At 67.5% G+C, this 13368-nt stretch carries 12 protein-coding genes; 1 reads left to right on the forward strand and 11 read right to left on the reverse strand.

Annotated elements, in window-relative coordinates:
• Nucleotides 1-281: 281 nt before the first annotated feature.
• Nucleotides 282-2432 (reverse strand): NACHT domain-containing protein, encoded by a 2151-nt coding sequence (locus F8S13_22075; protein ID KAB8140699.1) that lies wholly within the window; start codon nt 2430-2432, stop codon nt 282-284.
• A 176-nt stretch (nt 2433-2608) separates the two neighbouring features.
• On the opposite strand from F8S13_22075, the gene F8S13_22080 reads away from it, so the two are divergent.
• A complete protein-coding gene (locus F8S13_22080; GenBank protein ID KAB8140700.1) occupies nt 2609-3613 on the forward strand; it encodes a hypothetical protein in 1005 nt (334 codons plus the stop codon).
• 64 nt (nt 3614-3677) lie between these two features.
• On the opposite strand, the gene F8S13_22085 is transcribed toward F8S13_22080, so the two are convergent.
• From F8S13_22085 to F8S13_22130, 10 genes are all read right to left on the reverse strand, one after another.
• Nucleotides 3678-5027, reverse strand: a complete 1350-nt coding sequence (locus F8S13_22085; GenBank protein ID KAB8140701.1) for a hypothetical protein — start codon at nt 5025-5027, stop codon at nt 3678-3680.
• Nucleotides 5028-5246: 219 nt separating this feature from the next.
• A complete protein-coding gene (locus F8S13_22090) occupies nt 5247-8753 on the reverse strand; it encodes a hypothetical protein (GenBank protein KAB8140702.1) in 3507 nt (1168 codons plus the stop codon).
• A 357-nt stretch (nt 8754-9110) separates the two neighbouring features.
• Nucleotides 9111-9530: a hypothetical protein gene (locus F8S13_22095; protein ID KAB8140703.1), complete on the reverse strand. Its 420-nt coding sequence runs from the start codon at nt 9528-9530 to the stop codon at nt 9111-9113.
• Nucleotides 9518-10336, reverse strand: a complete 819-nt coding sequence (locus F8S13_22100; GenBank protein KAB8140704.1) for a hypothetical protein — start codon at nt 10334-10336, stop codon at nt 9518-9520. The genes F8S13_22095 and F8S13_22100 overlap by 13 nt, the downstream gene beginning before the upstream one ends.
• Before the next feature lie 17 nt (nt 10337-10353).
• Complete coding sequence (locus F8S13_22105) at nt 10354-10740, reverse strand: hypothetical protein (GenBank protein ID KAB8140705.1); 387 nt, start codon at nt 10738-10740, stop codon at nt 10354-10356.
• A gap of 3 nt (nt 10741-10743) precedes the next feature.
• Nucleotides 10744-11007: a hypothetical protein gene (locus F8S13_22110; GenBank protein ID KAB8140706.1), complete on the reverse strand. Its 264-nt coding sequence runs from the start codon at nt 11005-11007 to the stop codon at nt 10744-10746.
• Nucleotides 11008-11102: 95 nt separating this feature from the next.
• A complete protein-coding gene (locus F8S13_22115) occupies nt 11103-11930 on the reverse strand; it encodes a hypothetical protein (protein ID KAB8140707.1) in 828 nt (275 codons plus the stop codon).
• A 12-nt stretch (nt 11931-11942) separates the two neighbouring features.
• The gene (locus tag F8S13_22120) at nt 11943-12284 is read right to left on the reverse strand and encodes a hypothetical protein (protein KAB8140708.1); all 342 of its coding nucleotides are present in this window, start codon (nt 12282-12284) and stop codon (nt 11943-11945) included.
• Nucleotides 12285-12315: 31 nt separating this feature from the next.
• On the reverse strand, nt 12316-12732 hold the full coding sequence (locus F8S13_22125; protein ID KAB8140709.1) for a hypothetical protein: 417 nt from the start codon (nt 12730-12732) through the stop codon (nt 12316-12318).
• A complete protein-coding gene (locus tag F8S13_22130) occupies nt 12732-13334 on the reverse strand; it encodes a hypothetical protein (protein KAB8140710.1) in 603 nt (200 codons plus the stop codon). Before F8S13_22130 ends, F8S13_22125 begins: the two co-directional genes overlap by 1 nt.
• Nucleotides 13335-13368 lie beyond the last annotated feature (34 nt).

A 13368-nucleotide genomic window follows, 5' to 3' on the forward strand; every position in this document is an offset into this window, starting at 1 on the left:
CTTCGCCTAAGCGCTACGGCCAGCGGTTGGTCGTAGTGCTGTGTGGTCGTCGCCCACATCGGTAGACTTTCTTGTGACCGATTTCCTTAACGTCACTTTCTGTTCCAATGTTGGTGGGACCCCGTCATGACATCCTCACCGGGTTTTCCGCCCTTGCCCCATGATGCAGACACCAAACGAAAACTTTCAGGAACCTCCGATGGAGCCTGCAAGCATATGGTAGTAGTGAAGGTGTGGTAAAAATGAGGGTCAAAAGGAGACAAGAGCGGGACAGGGTACTGCTACAGCAGCTCCTCTAGCCCCTCGTCGCTCAGGTCGCGGAAGTACTCCAGCAGCATGCGGTGGGTGAACACCCAGCCCCCGCCTACCCGCCGCAGCAGCGAGCGGCGCGCCGCCGCGTCGAGCATCGCGGCGATGTCCCACGGCATCGCGCCGCTCTGGACGAGGAGGAGTCGCAGGGTGTAGTGCTGGATGACGGCAGCGCCGCCGTAGAGCAGCCCACCAATGAGTCCAAAAACCAACCCACCGAACAGCACACCACCCAATTCACCAACGAGCCTACCGACCAGCCAGCCAAACAAACCACCGAATACCCCGAGACCCAACCCGCCGAACAGCATATTGCGCGATGAATGGTGAATACCTTCATTGGGAGCGCTGCGGGTATCTGAAACCATATATTTTAGCCCACGCATCAACCCACTGACCAACCCGCCGATGAGCCCAAAGAACACACCGCCCACCACACCGCCCACCACCCATCCCCCTACCCAGCTAAGGAACCCAAGGATCAATACCTCGCGCCAAGAGGTACGAAATGACCGCCAAGACCAATACAAAGAGTCTATCGGTTGCGTGGTATCAGCACCCGCCCCATTGGGCAGAATCTCTCGAATTACACGGCGGATGTCTTCAACGGGAGCCATACGGATAGCTGAAAGACTAGAGTACAACATGCCGACCAGCACACCGAAGAGCACACCACCGAGTCCATCGACAAGTCCGCCACATATCCCGAGAAACAAAAGAGGACGCCATACGGTACGAAGTGGGGACCACGACCAATACACATACGCTATCGGTTGCGTAGTGGTCGCACCAATCCGGAAAACCATTTCGCCATAGACCCCAAAGAACCAGCCGAAGCAGAGCACACCAGCGATCCCAGCGAGGAGCCCGTCCATCAAGCTACCGAATTGCATACCAACAAGCCCAATAACGAACCCACTAAACCAGCCAGGACTCCACTGCACCAGCCACCGCTTCCAGCGCCTATCCCCCCAATGTGGCTGCATCAACTCCATCAGATACAGGGTCAGGCTACTCACATCCAGCTGCCGCGCCAGCCAGCGCAGCCCGTTCAGGATGCGACGTCGAGAATAACAAGCATCCTCGCCTCTTCCTGGCGGCTCCGTCGCGAACATACGGCGCACAAAGGCTGCGAAGATCGCCTGCTTTCGCACCTCGGGTGTGGTGGCTGTGCGCAGATCATCCGCAGGCGTATCCGCAAATGCCAGGGCGATGATGCTGAGCAGCAGCGGGGTTTTGAGCAGATCGTAGAGAGAGGGGTCATCCCGCAGCACCCCTCGCACCCCATCCAGAGGCCGCCCACCCCCAGCGAGATAGACGTCAATCTCAGCGTGGGTCAGCACCTGCACGGTGATGGCCGTCGTGCCCTGAAGCGCGGGCAGCGTGCGGTACTCCTCGCTGCGGCAGCACACCACCATCGGCGTGGCCCACGCGTCTGCGTGGTTCGCTCGGTAGGCGTTGATCGCCGCGACACACGCGGCCCGTCGCTCGCCATCCACCTCATCCAGGCCATCCAGCAGCGGAAGGATCTTCCCGCCTTCGACCCAGGGCACGCCAATCTTTTTCGGCACGTGGTACGTGCGGTGGAGCTGCTCAACCATCCAGTCATGAACTGCGGGCTTCTCCTTGCCCCAGGTCGAGAGGGTGAAGACCACCGGGAGCGGGTGGGCGGCATCCACCTCGGCGCGGTCAAGAAGCTGCTCGGCCAGCTCCAGCAGGAGCGTGGTCTTGCCCCCGCCCGGCTCGCCCAGGATGAGCAGCAGGTTTTGGTGCTGGTATTGGTCGTACACCTCGGTGATCTTCGTGTCCTGCGGCAGCAACACGGGCGGAAGCTCTGGCGCTTGCAGCTCCACGTTGTAGGGCCGTGCGGTGCCCTTCGCGAGCCGCAGCGCAAGCCTGGCCTCGTTCCACAGCGATGTGTGGAGCACATCACCAACCTGCTGCCGCGCCTGCTTCAGCATCTTGATGCGGTTGGGGTCGGGCGGGGGCATGGGCGGCGCAGGCCGCTCCGGCGCGTTCATCGTGACATGCTGGGCATTAATGACCTGCTGCACCTGCCAGTTTGGCTGCTCATAGTGTGGTGCGGGGCCGTTCGGCTTACTCGGGTCGGGCGGGGTCGCCATAGGCGCTCATCTGCCGCACGTTGCCGCAGGGGGTGCCCCATGCTACAATGCGGCCACAACACAAGAACATCGCAATGCCCGCTCCTCGGCTGTCCCGGCGAGAGCGGGCGTTGTGTTGGGGCGAGTATAGCATGCCTCATCCGCCCACCGCCATCCCCTGCTGTAATGAGGACTCCATGTCGACCATCACCTACCCCGAGGCCGCCCAGCTCGCCGCCCGCGCCGGAGCCGCCCAACTCGCCTCGGTCTTCGCCGCATCCCAGCCCGGCCAGCCGCTCCCGCCGGTTCCCACCGACGACCCGCGCCCCGCGCTCGACCGCCTGCGCCGCCAGATCGAGCAACGCACCCCGCAGCGTTACCGCTCCGAGGACAGCAAGACCTGGAGCTACGGCCAGGACGATGACCATCGCGTGCGCGGCTTCGCCCACCTCGCCCACGCCCTCGTCGCCGGGGTTCGCAACCTCATCAGCCCCGTGCCCGCCTGCCATGTCGCGCTGGCCACCCGCACCGACTGGGACTGGCTGCGCCAGATGGGCGGGAAGGTGCTCCAGCTCTCTGAGAGCATCCACCACTACCGGCACCTGCCCGACGCCGACCTGCTGCTGCTGCACTACACCGAGCCGACCACCTTCGGCCAGGACCAGCCCGCCATCGCGGGCGCGTGCTTCTTCGGCGCGGGCGTGATCGGCACCATCGAGAGCCACCACCGGGGCGGCGGGCATCTCCTGCTCACCTGGATGCAGGCGCGCTTCCCCGCCCTGCTCGCGCACGACGTGCTCACCCCCCAGGCCGCCGCGTTCTTCGCGCGCCACGGCTTCGCGGCGGTGCAGCTCCCCCTGCCTGAGGCGGTCCACGCCCGTCTGCTGCGCGAGCAGCGCGCCCAGCGCGAGGCCTTCTGCGCCATGCAAAAAGCCATGGGGCGGGAGGCGCTGGCCCCCGACATCTTGGACGACGACCACATCCACCGCCGCATGCTGGTCTGGCCCGCCGACCGCGCCGCCGATCCCCAGGCCCGCGCCGACGAGCTGCGCGCCCTGGCGCTGCCGTGGTGGGTGGCCACGCGCGCGGAGCGGCAGTCCCTGGGCGACCAGGAGGCCGCCGACCGCAACACCATCGCCTTCGTCGCCCGCACCGCCGGGGTGGATATCACCCCACACCTCCACCGGCTGCGGCGGGGGTAGCAGATACACGTGCGGGGTGGCCTGCCTGCGCCACCCCACCCAATCACCTCGACGAAAGCTCCGCCTACCCCGCCCCCAGCGCGCACACGGTCGCGCTGATCTGTGCCGCGTACACGCAAACCATGGGATTATGGTCCCCCAACAACATCGCCGCCCGCTCCAGATTGTCGGCGGTATAGGCGATGGTCGTGGGATTGGGGTGTGCACGCCCAACCTTGGCGATGAGGTCGGTCACCAGATCCGCAACCGCCTCGGTATCCTGACGCTGGGCGACGGGGAGAGCGGCCAGCGCTACGCCAAGCTGCACAACCAGGGTGATGAGCAGCGCCTTCTGGTCCGCGCTGCCATGCGGGATGCGCTGGATATCCGGCAGCAGGTGGGCCAGCATGCCGCCGGACACAGTGCCACCGGGCATGGCAATCTGCTCATGGCCAATATACTCCGTGCCGCCCGCGTTGATCTTCCCCGCGTTCACCGCACCATTGAACACGAAGGCTGACCCGCTGCCCTGCACGTGGGCGGAGTGCTGGTAGAGGTTGTTCCCGGCCTGGTTCACATCCCCCGTGACCTTCACCCCATCATTCTTGAACTGGGTGCTCGTCGCGGGGCGCTGCGCCGCGACGGGATCGCCCGCCACGCTCCCGCCTTGGTGGAGGTCGCCCCCGGCCTGGTTCAGGCTGCCACCGATCTCCATGTCGGTGTTGTCGAACGTCGTCCCTGCCCCGCCCTGCCCCGCCGCCAGCCGCTCCAGTGCGACGCGCAGCGCGGCGATCTCCGCCTCCAGCGCGTCGAACGCGTCGCGCAGCGCGTCCAGCGCGGCGGGCTGCTGCCGCAGCGCGTCCAGCACCGCCGGGAGGTCGGCCAGCTGGGCGGTGAGCGCCGCGCTCTGGGCCGTCAGTCGCTCGATCAGCCAGCCGTGGTAGCGTGCCCAGGCCTGGGTATCGGCGGCCAGCTCGTCACGGAACGCCTCGGCCACCGCAGGCAGCAGCTCCCGCTGGAGTCGCTCCACCTGGCGCGGCTCATGGCCATGGAGCAGTTCCCCCAGCGCCGGGGCGAGCGCCTGCTGCGCGGTGAGCGGGGAGGCTGCGCGCAGGTCGGGCGCGGGGTCGAGAACGGCACCCGCGCAGTCCCGCACCAGGTCAAAGGCCCGCGTGTCCGCCGTGCGGCCATACTCTTTCAGGTAGTCGCGACGCAGTGTCTCCACCGCACGCCGGATGGCGCGCTCACCAGCGTGGGAGAGGGGCGTGCCGCGCTCGGTCAGCGTGCCCGCCTGGCCCCACAGCCCGGCCAGCCCTTCCGAGGTCAAGTTCACGCCGACCCCTCCGGCGATGGTGATCAGCACCGCGTTGCCGGTGAGCATGCTCGCGCCGACGAGCAGGAGGCCGACAACGGTCTTCTGGGTTTCTGTGGGCATCAGCTTCCTCCTGGTATCGCTATGCTTATGCAGTCCGAAGTCGGTTCAATGCCGCGAGGCGCTCACTGAGCTGCGCTGTGAGTGCGCTGTTCCCCGCGTCTTCTACCTCGGTGATGGCCTGGGCCACGAGGTCAAGGAAGGGTTGCTGCTCTTCATCCGGTACCTGCTGCCAGAAGGCACTCAGCTCCTCGATAGGAGACCCAGCGAGGAATGTATCCATCAGCGATAGGGCGGGTTAGTGTAAGGTTCCAGCCAATCTGGAAAAGGGCCAAGATGGAATTTTCCCCAGTAGAGTAGGAAGTCACTACCATACTTATAAAATAACTCACGCACTTGATCTGCGGCCTGCTGTTGGAAGGGGGTATGCTGAAGTGCTGTAAAGGTGGTAAACGCAGCCCACGCGGCAGCCAGGGATGCTTGGCGACAATATTGCTGATCTTCGTTTGGTAGATCAGCTATTTGATCCAGAAGGCCTGCAAGATTCCCTTGCACCATCGCAAAATCGAGCGGTGCCGTATCGGGGCGAAAGAAGCGAAGAGCTTCCTCATAGGCAGCAAGTGCCTCACGAAGGCGTGTGGATTGGTCTTCCCCATCTTGGGTGGCCAGATCACGGAGTACCGTTCCACGATTGTTTTGGGTTGTTGCAAAATCGAGCGGTGCCGTATCGGGGCGAAGGAAGCGAAGAGCTTCCTCATAGGCAGCAAGTGCCTCACGAAGGCGTGTGGATTGGTCTTCTCCTGGGTGACTTGCAAGGTCACAAAGTGTTGTACCCCGGTTAGTTTGTGCCCTAGCAAAGGCAAGAGGATCGGTATCGGGGTGAAAGAAGCGAAGAGCTTCCTCATAGGCAGCAAGTGCCTCACAAAGGCGTGTGGATTGGTCTTCCCCATCTTGGGTGGCCAGATCACGGAGTACCGTTCCACGATTGTTTTGGGTTGCGGCATAGGCATGGGGATCGGTATCAGAGCGGCGGAAGCGGAGAGCTTCCTCATAAGCGGTAAGTGCCTCACGAAGGCGTGTGGATCGGTCTTCCCCATCTTGGCTGGCCAGATCGCGGAGTACAGCCCCACGATTATCTTGGGTTATAGCGAAATCGAGCGGTGTAATATCGGGGCGAAAGAAGTAAAGCGTTCCATCATAGGCGCTGAGGGCCTCAAGAAGACGTACAGCACGATTTTCTCCAGGCAGACTAGCTAAGTGGCGAAGCACAATACCACGATTGTTTTGGGTCGTTGCATAGGTATAGGGATCAGTATCGGGGCGGCGAAAGTGTAGCGCATCATCAAACGCAGTCAGAGCCTCATGCAGGCATGTAGAACGATTTTCTCCAACTCGGCCAGCCAGATCACAGAATACAGTCCCACGATTGTTTTGCACCATAGCAAAAGCGAGCGGTGTTGTATCAGCGTGAAAAAAGTGAAGAGCTTGGTCATACGCCTTAAGGGCCTCATGCAGGCGTGTGGAAGGGTCTTCTTCTGGAAGATTGGCCAATTTGCGGAACAAACTAGCCCGATTACTTTGCGTCATGGCAAAATCAAGAGGAGTTGTATCAGAACGACGAAAATGCAACGCCTCCTCATAGGAGGCGAGCGCCTCATAGAGGCGTGCAGCGCAATCTTCCCCTGGCAGATTTGCAATCATACTAAGAACTACAGCTCGATTGTTTTGGGTAGTAGCAAAATCAAGAGGGTTTGTATCGGGAGAAAAGAAGAGAAGAGTCTCATCATAGGCTGCGAGTGCTCGATACAGAAACCCAGCCCGATCATCATCAAAAGATTTGGCACTTTGGCAAAGTGCGTTTCCCCATATGCCTAGTGCCCATACCGCGTCCGCAGCCGTTCCACGCTGCTGCACCGCTTCCCGCGCCTGGAGACTCCATGTAAGTCCTTCACGCGCAAACCCGAAAGCCGCTTGGAGGGTAGCCACATTATTGATGAGCCGCTGCGCCCGTACGAGATCGTTCTCTATGGCCCACGCGACCGCGTGGCGCACCTGCGGGTAGTCGGGCAGCATCGTATGATAGTGCTGGGCAACATCCGCCTGCTGCATCGCCGCGTCGTAGATCGCCGCATGCTGGGCATTCGCAGCCTCCGCAGCCCCGGCACGCCGCAGGAGGGCCAGCGCATAGCCCCGCAGCAGGCTGTGCTGCTGCCAGCGGTCGCGCTGCTCCGTCCGGCTGAGCAACGCCGCATTGACCAAGGTGTTCATCTGACGGCGGGCGGTTCGTTCATCACACTGCCAGAGCTGGGCGATATGCGCAGTCGCCCACGAGGCATCCTCCGCCATCGTGCCCAGCAGGCGGAACCGCTCCTGCGCTATGGCATCCATGCGCTCATAGCTGTAGGCGAGCACCCGCTCCACATGCTGCTCGCGGTCCCCATTGGGAATCTGAAGGTCGTCGAACCCCTGTCCGGTGCGCAGGGCGGCAACCACCTGCGCCGCCGTCTGCTGCCAGTCCTGCGGGCGGTCGCCATCCAGCCGCAGGACGCCCAGGGCGACATCCAGCGCCAGCGGATGGTAGCCCACCCCCTGCGCCAGCGAGTCGCACCACCCCTGGTGGTCGGCGGGGATGACGTGCCCGAAGAGGCGCAGGGCGATCAGCGCCTGCGCCTCTTCGGGGGTGAGGATGCCCAGCACGTGTTCCCCACCGCCGAGGCCCACCGTCACCGTCTCCAGGCGCGTGGTCAGGATCAGATGCGTCCCATCGGGCAACGCCTCGCGCAGCGGGCGGATCACATCGAGCGACCACACATCATCCAGGATGACCAGCAAGCGGCGATCCCGGAACAGCGTCCGCACCGCGCCCGGATCAAACTGGACGTTGTTATCCAGCGAGGGCGGCAACAACAGCGCCACCTGCGCCCACTGGTTCAGGATGCGCTGCACCTGATCGACGCTGATCTGCGGCCCGATCTCCTGCCAAATCACGCCATCGGGGTACTGCGCATCCAGCTCGTGGGCAAGCTGGCGGGCGAGCGTGGTCTTGCCGATCCCAGGCATGCCCTGGACGGCAGCGGCAGTCGGCCCGCTGATGGCAACCTGCTCACAAGCTGCAAGGAGTTGCGCGACCTGCTGGAGGTCGTGCGTGCGCTGGATCGGCCTGCGGAGCAAGGCGGGCGGGGTCGGGCGCTGCCAGCGGCGCTCGACGCCAATGCTGTTGATAACCACCGCGCTGCCAGCCCCCTCGGCATGGGCCGAATAGAGATAGATGTCCTGGCCTGCCTGGATGATGGTGGCTGGTTGGGCAGGGACAGTAGTGGGCGGCAGCGCAGAAGCCGGAGGTGCGATGGGTGCAACGCCGCGCAGCGTGCGCAGCAGGACTGCGCGTGCGGTCAGATGTGCGAGTTTCTCCTCGGGAGCATCGGCCACGAGCCGGTCGAGCTGCGCCTGGGCCTCATAGGGCTGGAGTACGACCTGGCGCGCGGCAAAGACCTGGCGGGCCGCCTCGTCTGCCGCTTGGAGGAAGGCCTCGATAGCCGCCACGTAGGGCGGCTGCTCATCACGTGCACGCTGGGATCGCCGCAGCTCGGCAAGCCAGATCTGCGCCCGCGCTGCGCCACGCTCGTCGCCCGCCTGCGCAAGCACCGCCGCCCGCTGCGCCACCGCGTCCAGCACCGCGTCCTCCTGGGCGAGGGGGACCCTTTGCCAGATCTGGGACACCTGTGTGACATCTGTCGCCACCACCACCGCCGCCGCCCAGTCGTCGATCTGCTGTGGAATATCGTCCATCGGATGGGGTGTCCTCTCACACTGCACGAGGATGCCAACCAGGGAAGAGCTATCGTGTTGGATACAACGAGTATAGCACGGGGATTTCCCGATGGCCCAACAAACGACGCACCCTGACGCTGCCTCAGGGCACCGTCAGGGCAGGGCATCCCCCAAAAAACACAAACGCGGGGTGGCTCGCCTGAGCCACCCCGCGCCGCCCGCCCACCTCACTCCGCGCTCGCCAGCTCCAGCGCGGCCACCACCACACACGTCTCACTCAAACAGACACCGGCCCAGCACCGCGCCCACCCGCCGCGCCAGCACCGTACCCGCCCGCCCGTGCGTCTCGCCCCCACCAACGGCGCGCCCTTCCTCCTACCACAGATACAGCGCCAGTGGGGCGTCCGCGTAGGTCGCGCGGAAGAAGCCCCACAGCGCCGCCGCATCCCACTGCCCCGCCGTGTCCAGCCGCGCGAAGGCCTCGCTCTGCGCCGCCGTCAGGGGCCGCCCATCCAGCACGAACCCCGCCGCGTCCGGGGCCAGCGCCAGCGGCGTCACCCCCAGGCACACCACCGTGCCCAGCCGCGCGCACGTCGGCTGCCGCTGATCGACGAACAGGTGCAGCACCTCGCCCGCGCGTGCCCGCCCCGCCCGCCGCACCGTGCTCCGCTTGGGCAGCAGCTCGTTCCCCGCATCCGCCCGCAGCTGCGCCGCCAGCGCCAGGTCGCCCGCCGCCAGCGCCGCCCCGTAGCGCACCTGCGCCGCCCACTCCCGCCGGAAGCTCACTGCGGGCATGGCGCGTCCTCCCCGGCCCCCGCCGCCCGCTCCTCCCCTGCCGCGATCTGCACCGAGGTCGCCACCGACCACGCGATGGTCGCCTCCATCAGCCCCTCGACCCGCGCCACCACCGGGCGCGTCGCCCAGTGCGCCAGAATATAGTCCCGCGTCACCGGCTGCGGGATCGCCGCCACCACCGGCGTGATCTCCTTCGTCGCCTCCCCGCTCCCCCGCGTCACGTCCCGCCCCGGCCCCAGCGGGATGCTGCACGCGTAGAACGGCGGCTGCATCTCGGGCTTCCCCTGCTGCCTGCGAAACGCGTCCACCGCGTCCAGCACCGCGTACTGCTGCATCAGCGCGGCGATGATGTCCCCGGTCAGCGTGCCCTTGGCCGTCACCAGCAGCGGCTCGGTGTAGCCCACCGCCGCCAGCGCGCCCACCACCACCCGGAAGCGGATCTGCGACTGCTGCCGCCCGCCGCGCAGGGTCCTCCAGGCGAATGCGATCCCGTAGCGGTCGCCGGTCGTCTGCATCTCGCTGATGGTCTGCACCCCGTCGGCAATCACGTACAGATCTGCCGTCTCCAGCGCCCAGTGCCGCACCACCTGGCCGCTGCCGTGCTTGATCTGCACCTGCGGCACCTTCGCCTCGTGCATGGCCTCGTCGAGCGCCCGCGCGCGCCCCACCTCGCTCAGCCAGCCCGCGTAGAGCGCGCGCTGGGCCGTGGGCAGGCCCGACGACCACTGGAGCACCGGGTCGAGCGCCTGGGGCTGCGGGCGGCGCGCCGGGCCGCGCGTGAAGCGGATCTCATCAGTAGTTGTCATCGTTGCACCTCATTATGTCAAAAAGAATCATCACCCGACCCATCCGGTGTGGTTCTCCCATCGAGAACCGCCGCCGCCGCTGCGCCCAGCGCCGCCAGCGTGGGCGCGGCCACCTGGCCCCACTGCGGGTGCGTCGCCCGCAGACCGTCCATGCCGATCACCACCGCCCAACCGCGCAGCTGGACAAACGCCCGGTCCGCCGCCTCCGCCTCCGCCAGCAGCGCGGCCAGGTCGTCCCCAACGATCCGCTCGCCCACGACCTGGTGGATGAGCGCCAGCCGCCCGCTCCAGAGATCGGTCAGGAGCTGCCACCGCTGCCGCGCGGCGTCGCGGCCCTGCCAGACCAGGAAGCCCTCCGCCGCCGTGCCCGCCGCATCCCACGCCATGCCCTCACCGCCCGCCATCCCTCACCCTCCCTCCGCAACATCCGCCGCACCGCCCTGCCAGAGCGCGGCGGTGGCCACCCAGGTGTAGCCGATCAGGTTCCACCGCACCCCATCCTCCACCCGCGCAACCTGGGCCGTGGGCGCGGCGGGGTAGCGCTGCGCCCCGATGGGGACCAGGCAGTCCCGCCGGAAGGTGATCTCCTCGGTCGCGCCGACGGGCTTGTCCGCCCGCCCGAGCGTGAGTACAATCTGGTAGCACCCCGCGCCCAGATCGCGCGCTGTCACCGCCAGCGCCGCCCCGCCCCGCAGACCGAGACGGCGCGTCTCCCCCGTCGCGGCGGACCGCGCGCACAGGTGGCGGAACCGCGCCGTGATCGCGCTCATGCGCGCACCTCCCGCGCGGCCAGCGCCGCCCAGCCCGCCGCCGCCACAATCAGGCGGTCGCGCACCTCGTCCGCCTCGTAGCCCAGCGCGAACAGCGTCGCCGCCTCCTGCACCGCCATCAGCGGCAGCCCTGCGGTCATCGCCGCCAGGTCGAGCTGGGCGTCGCGCCCCAGCACCCCCGCCCCCACCGCGCCGCTGAGCGCCTGGGCCTCCGGCGGCTGGAGCGTCACCACCAGCCCGATCCGGCTGGGCCGGTCCAGCAGCCGTGCGGGCACCCGCGTGAGGTTGGTCGCCGTCCCCAGCACGATCAGGTCGTCCGGGCTGGTCAGGCCGTCCAGGAGCTGGAGCAGCTCGTTCCCGCCCGCCCAGGCCAAACCCTCGAAGTCCTCCCACACCACCGCCACCATGCGACCGGGGTCGTGCTGACGGATAGCCGGGATCACCCCGCGCTCCAGGTGGTCGGGGTTGGGGTCGAGGATGACCACCGCCCCGCCTGCCACCAGCTGCACTATCAGCTGCGCGAGCAGCGTGGTCTTGCCGCTCCCCGGCGCGCCCGCGATCAGCACGCCGCGCCGCCGAGGCAGCCCCGCCGCCCGCAGCCGCTGCCCCACCCGCTCGTCGAGCAGGGCGGTGAGCTCCTGGCCCACGATCCGCCGCGCGGGCGTCTCCACCAGCGTGGGCGGCAGCGCGGCCAGCGCCACCGGCGTGAACGTGACCCTCGCCCCGACCGTCGCCCGGTACACCCCGGCGGGCAGCGCCGCCAGCGCGTGCGGCGTCAGCGCCGCGCTCGTCGTATACGTCCCCTCGTGATCTTGGTAGAACATCGTGGTCTCCTTCTACAGCTCCTGGCCCGCCGCCCGCAGCAGCGTGACCTCCAGCGGCCACCACCAGCCGACCCGCCCCCAGCGGGGCCGCTGGGCCACCACTCGCACGGTGAGGCCCGTCGGCTGTCCGTCGCGCCCGTCCCCCTGCGCCCAGGGCGCGCGCGCCACCTGCACCACCGTGCACCATGGCCCCGCCCCCGCCCCCGCGCCCTGCCGCCGCCGGAGCGTGATCCGCCCCCAGCGGCGCAGCTGCCGTACCTCGTGCGCGCTCAGCGCGATCGTCCCCGTCACCTCGCCCATGCCGCCCACCGCCCGACCACCAGCGCGCTGGGCGTCAGCGCCGCGCGCATCCAACCGCTCCCCGCGTCATCCTGGGAGACCATCGCTACCCCTCCTGCGGTCTGGCGGCCACCGCATGGCCATGGCCGCGACCGGAATACCACCGAACCCGCCGCACCTGCACCGCCCACACGTACCGCCCGCCCGCCTGCGCCACCGACACCGCCACCACCATCACATGCAGCCGCGCCAGCGCCTGCGGCATCTCCCGCGCGTCCCGCCAGGCCACCTCGCCCGGCTCGCCGTCGGCGCGGTAGGTCACCTGGGTCACCCCACCCGCCGCCCGCACGCAGGCCCAGTCCTCGCGCACCCAGCAGCGCTCGCCCAACCGAAACGGGCTGGACGCGATCAGCTGCTGGAGATCCTGCGCCAGCGGCGGATCGGCCATGGGCCGCTCGACCGTCAGCCGCCGCGCCGCCTGGATGGCCCGCACCTCCTCCGCCCGCAAGTAGAAGCTCCGCATCACCATTCCCCCTCCCGCGCCGCCCAGGCCCGCTCGGCCTCGGCCTGCGCCACAAAGCGCCAGCTCGTCCGGCGCGGCACCCGCACCGCCAGATGGCTGCCGTAGATCACCAGCCGCGTCGCGCCCACCTGGTGCGCTGCCGCCCGCGCCGTGGCCAGCCGCCCCGCCGTCACCACCTCCACCCCCAGCGGTCCGTAGCAGAGCGCTACCGCCCACCGGCCCCGTCGCCCGATGAGCGGCGCGGGCAACGCCGACCGCCGCGCCTGGGCGTGGGCGCAGGCGGCCTGGCAGCTGCGCTCGTAGAAGTCCAGCACCACCGCCAGCACCCCGGCGTACCAGCGCGCCGCGTCCTGCTCGCTGAGCCCCGCGCCGCGCACCACATCGGCGGGCGGCAGCGCCGTGAGCACCCAGGGCGGCAGCCGCTGCTCCGCCACCCGCACGCTCCCGTAGGCCTCCACCGCGTAGCGCGCCAGCCCCTCGGCCAGCGCCGCCGAGGAGAACAGCGCCTGCGTGCTACCCGCCAGGGGCCGGATGAGGCCCGGCCCCAGCGGGTCGTAGATCCCCCAGCCGCGCGGGGTCTCCAAGATCGCATCGTCTTCCATAGCTACTCTCTGTTATGTCACGCAGGACGCCGCA

The sequence above is a fragment of the Chloroflexia bacterium SDU3-3 genome (genome assembly GCA_009268125.1).
GTDB lineage: Bacteria > Chloroflexota > Chloroflexia > Chloroflexales > Roseiflexaceae > SDU3-3.

Coding starts and splice junctions, on each gene's coding strand:
- F8S13_22080 (KAB8140700.1), top strand. CDS start 2,609: ATGTCGACCATCACCTACCCCGAGGCCGCCCAGCTCGCCGCCCGCGCC.
- F8S13_22125 (KAB8140709.1), bottom strand. CDS start 12,732: ATGCGGAGCTTCTACTTGCGGGCGGAGGAGGTGCGGGCCATCCAGGCG.
- F8S13_22100 (KAB8140704.1), bottom strand. CDS start 10,336: ATGACAACTACTGATGAGATCCGCTTCACGCGCGGCCCGGCGCGCCGC.
- F8S13_22115 (KAB8140707.1), bottom strand. CDS start 11,930: ATGTTCTACCAAGATCACGAGGGGACGTATACGACGAGCGCGGCGCTG.
- F8S13_22090 (KAB8140702.1), bottom strand. CDS start 8,753: ATGGACGATATTCCACAGCAGATCGACGACTGGGCGGCGGCGGTGGTG.
- F8S13_22085 (KAB8140701.1), bottom strand. CDS start 5,027: ATGCCCACAGAAACCCAGAAGACCGTTGTCGGCCTCCTGCTCGTCGGC.
- F8S13_22095 (KAB8140703.1), bottom strand. CDS start 9,530: ATGCCCGCAGTGAGCTTCCGGCGGGAGTGGGCGGCGCAGGTGCGCTAC.
- F8S13_22130 (KAB8140710.1), bottom strand. CDS start 13,334: ATGGAAGACGATGCGATCTTGGAGACCCCGCGCGGCTGGGGGATCTAC.
- F8S13_22075 (KAB8140699.1), bottom strand. CDS start 2,432: ATGGCGACCCCGCCCGACCCGAGTAAGCCGAACGGCCCCGCACCACAC.
- F8S13_22105 (KAB8140705.1), bottom strand. CDS start 10,740: ATGGCGGGCGGTGAGGGCATGGCGTGGGATGCGGCGGGCACGGCGGCG.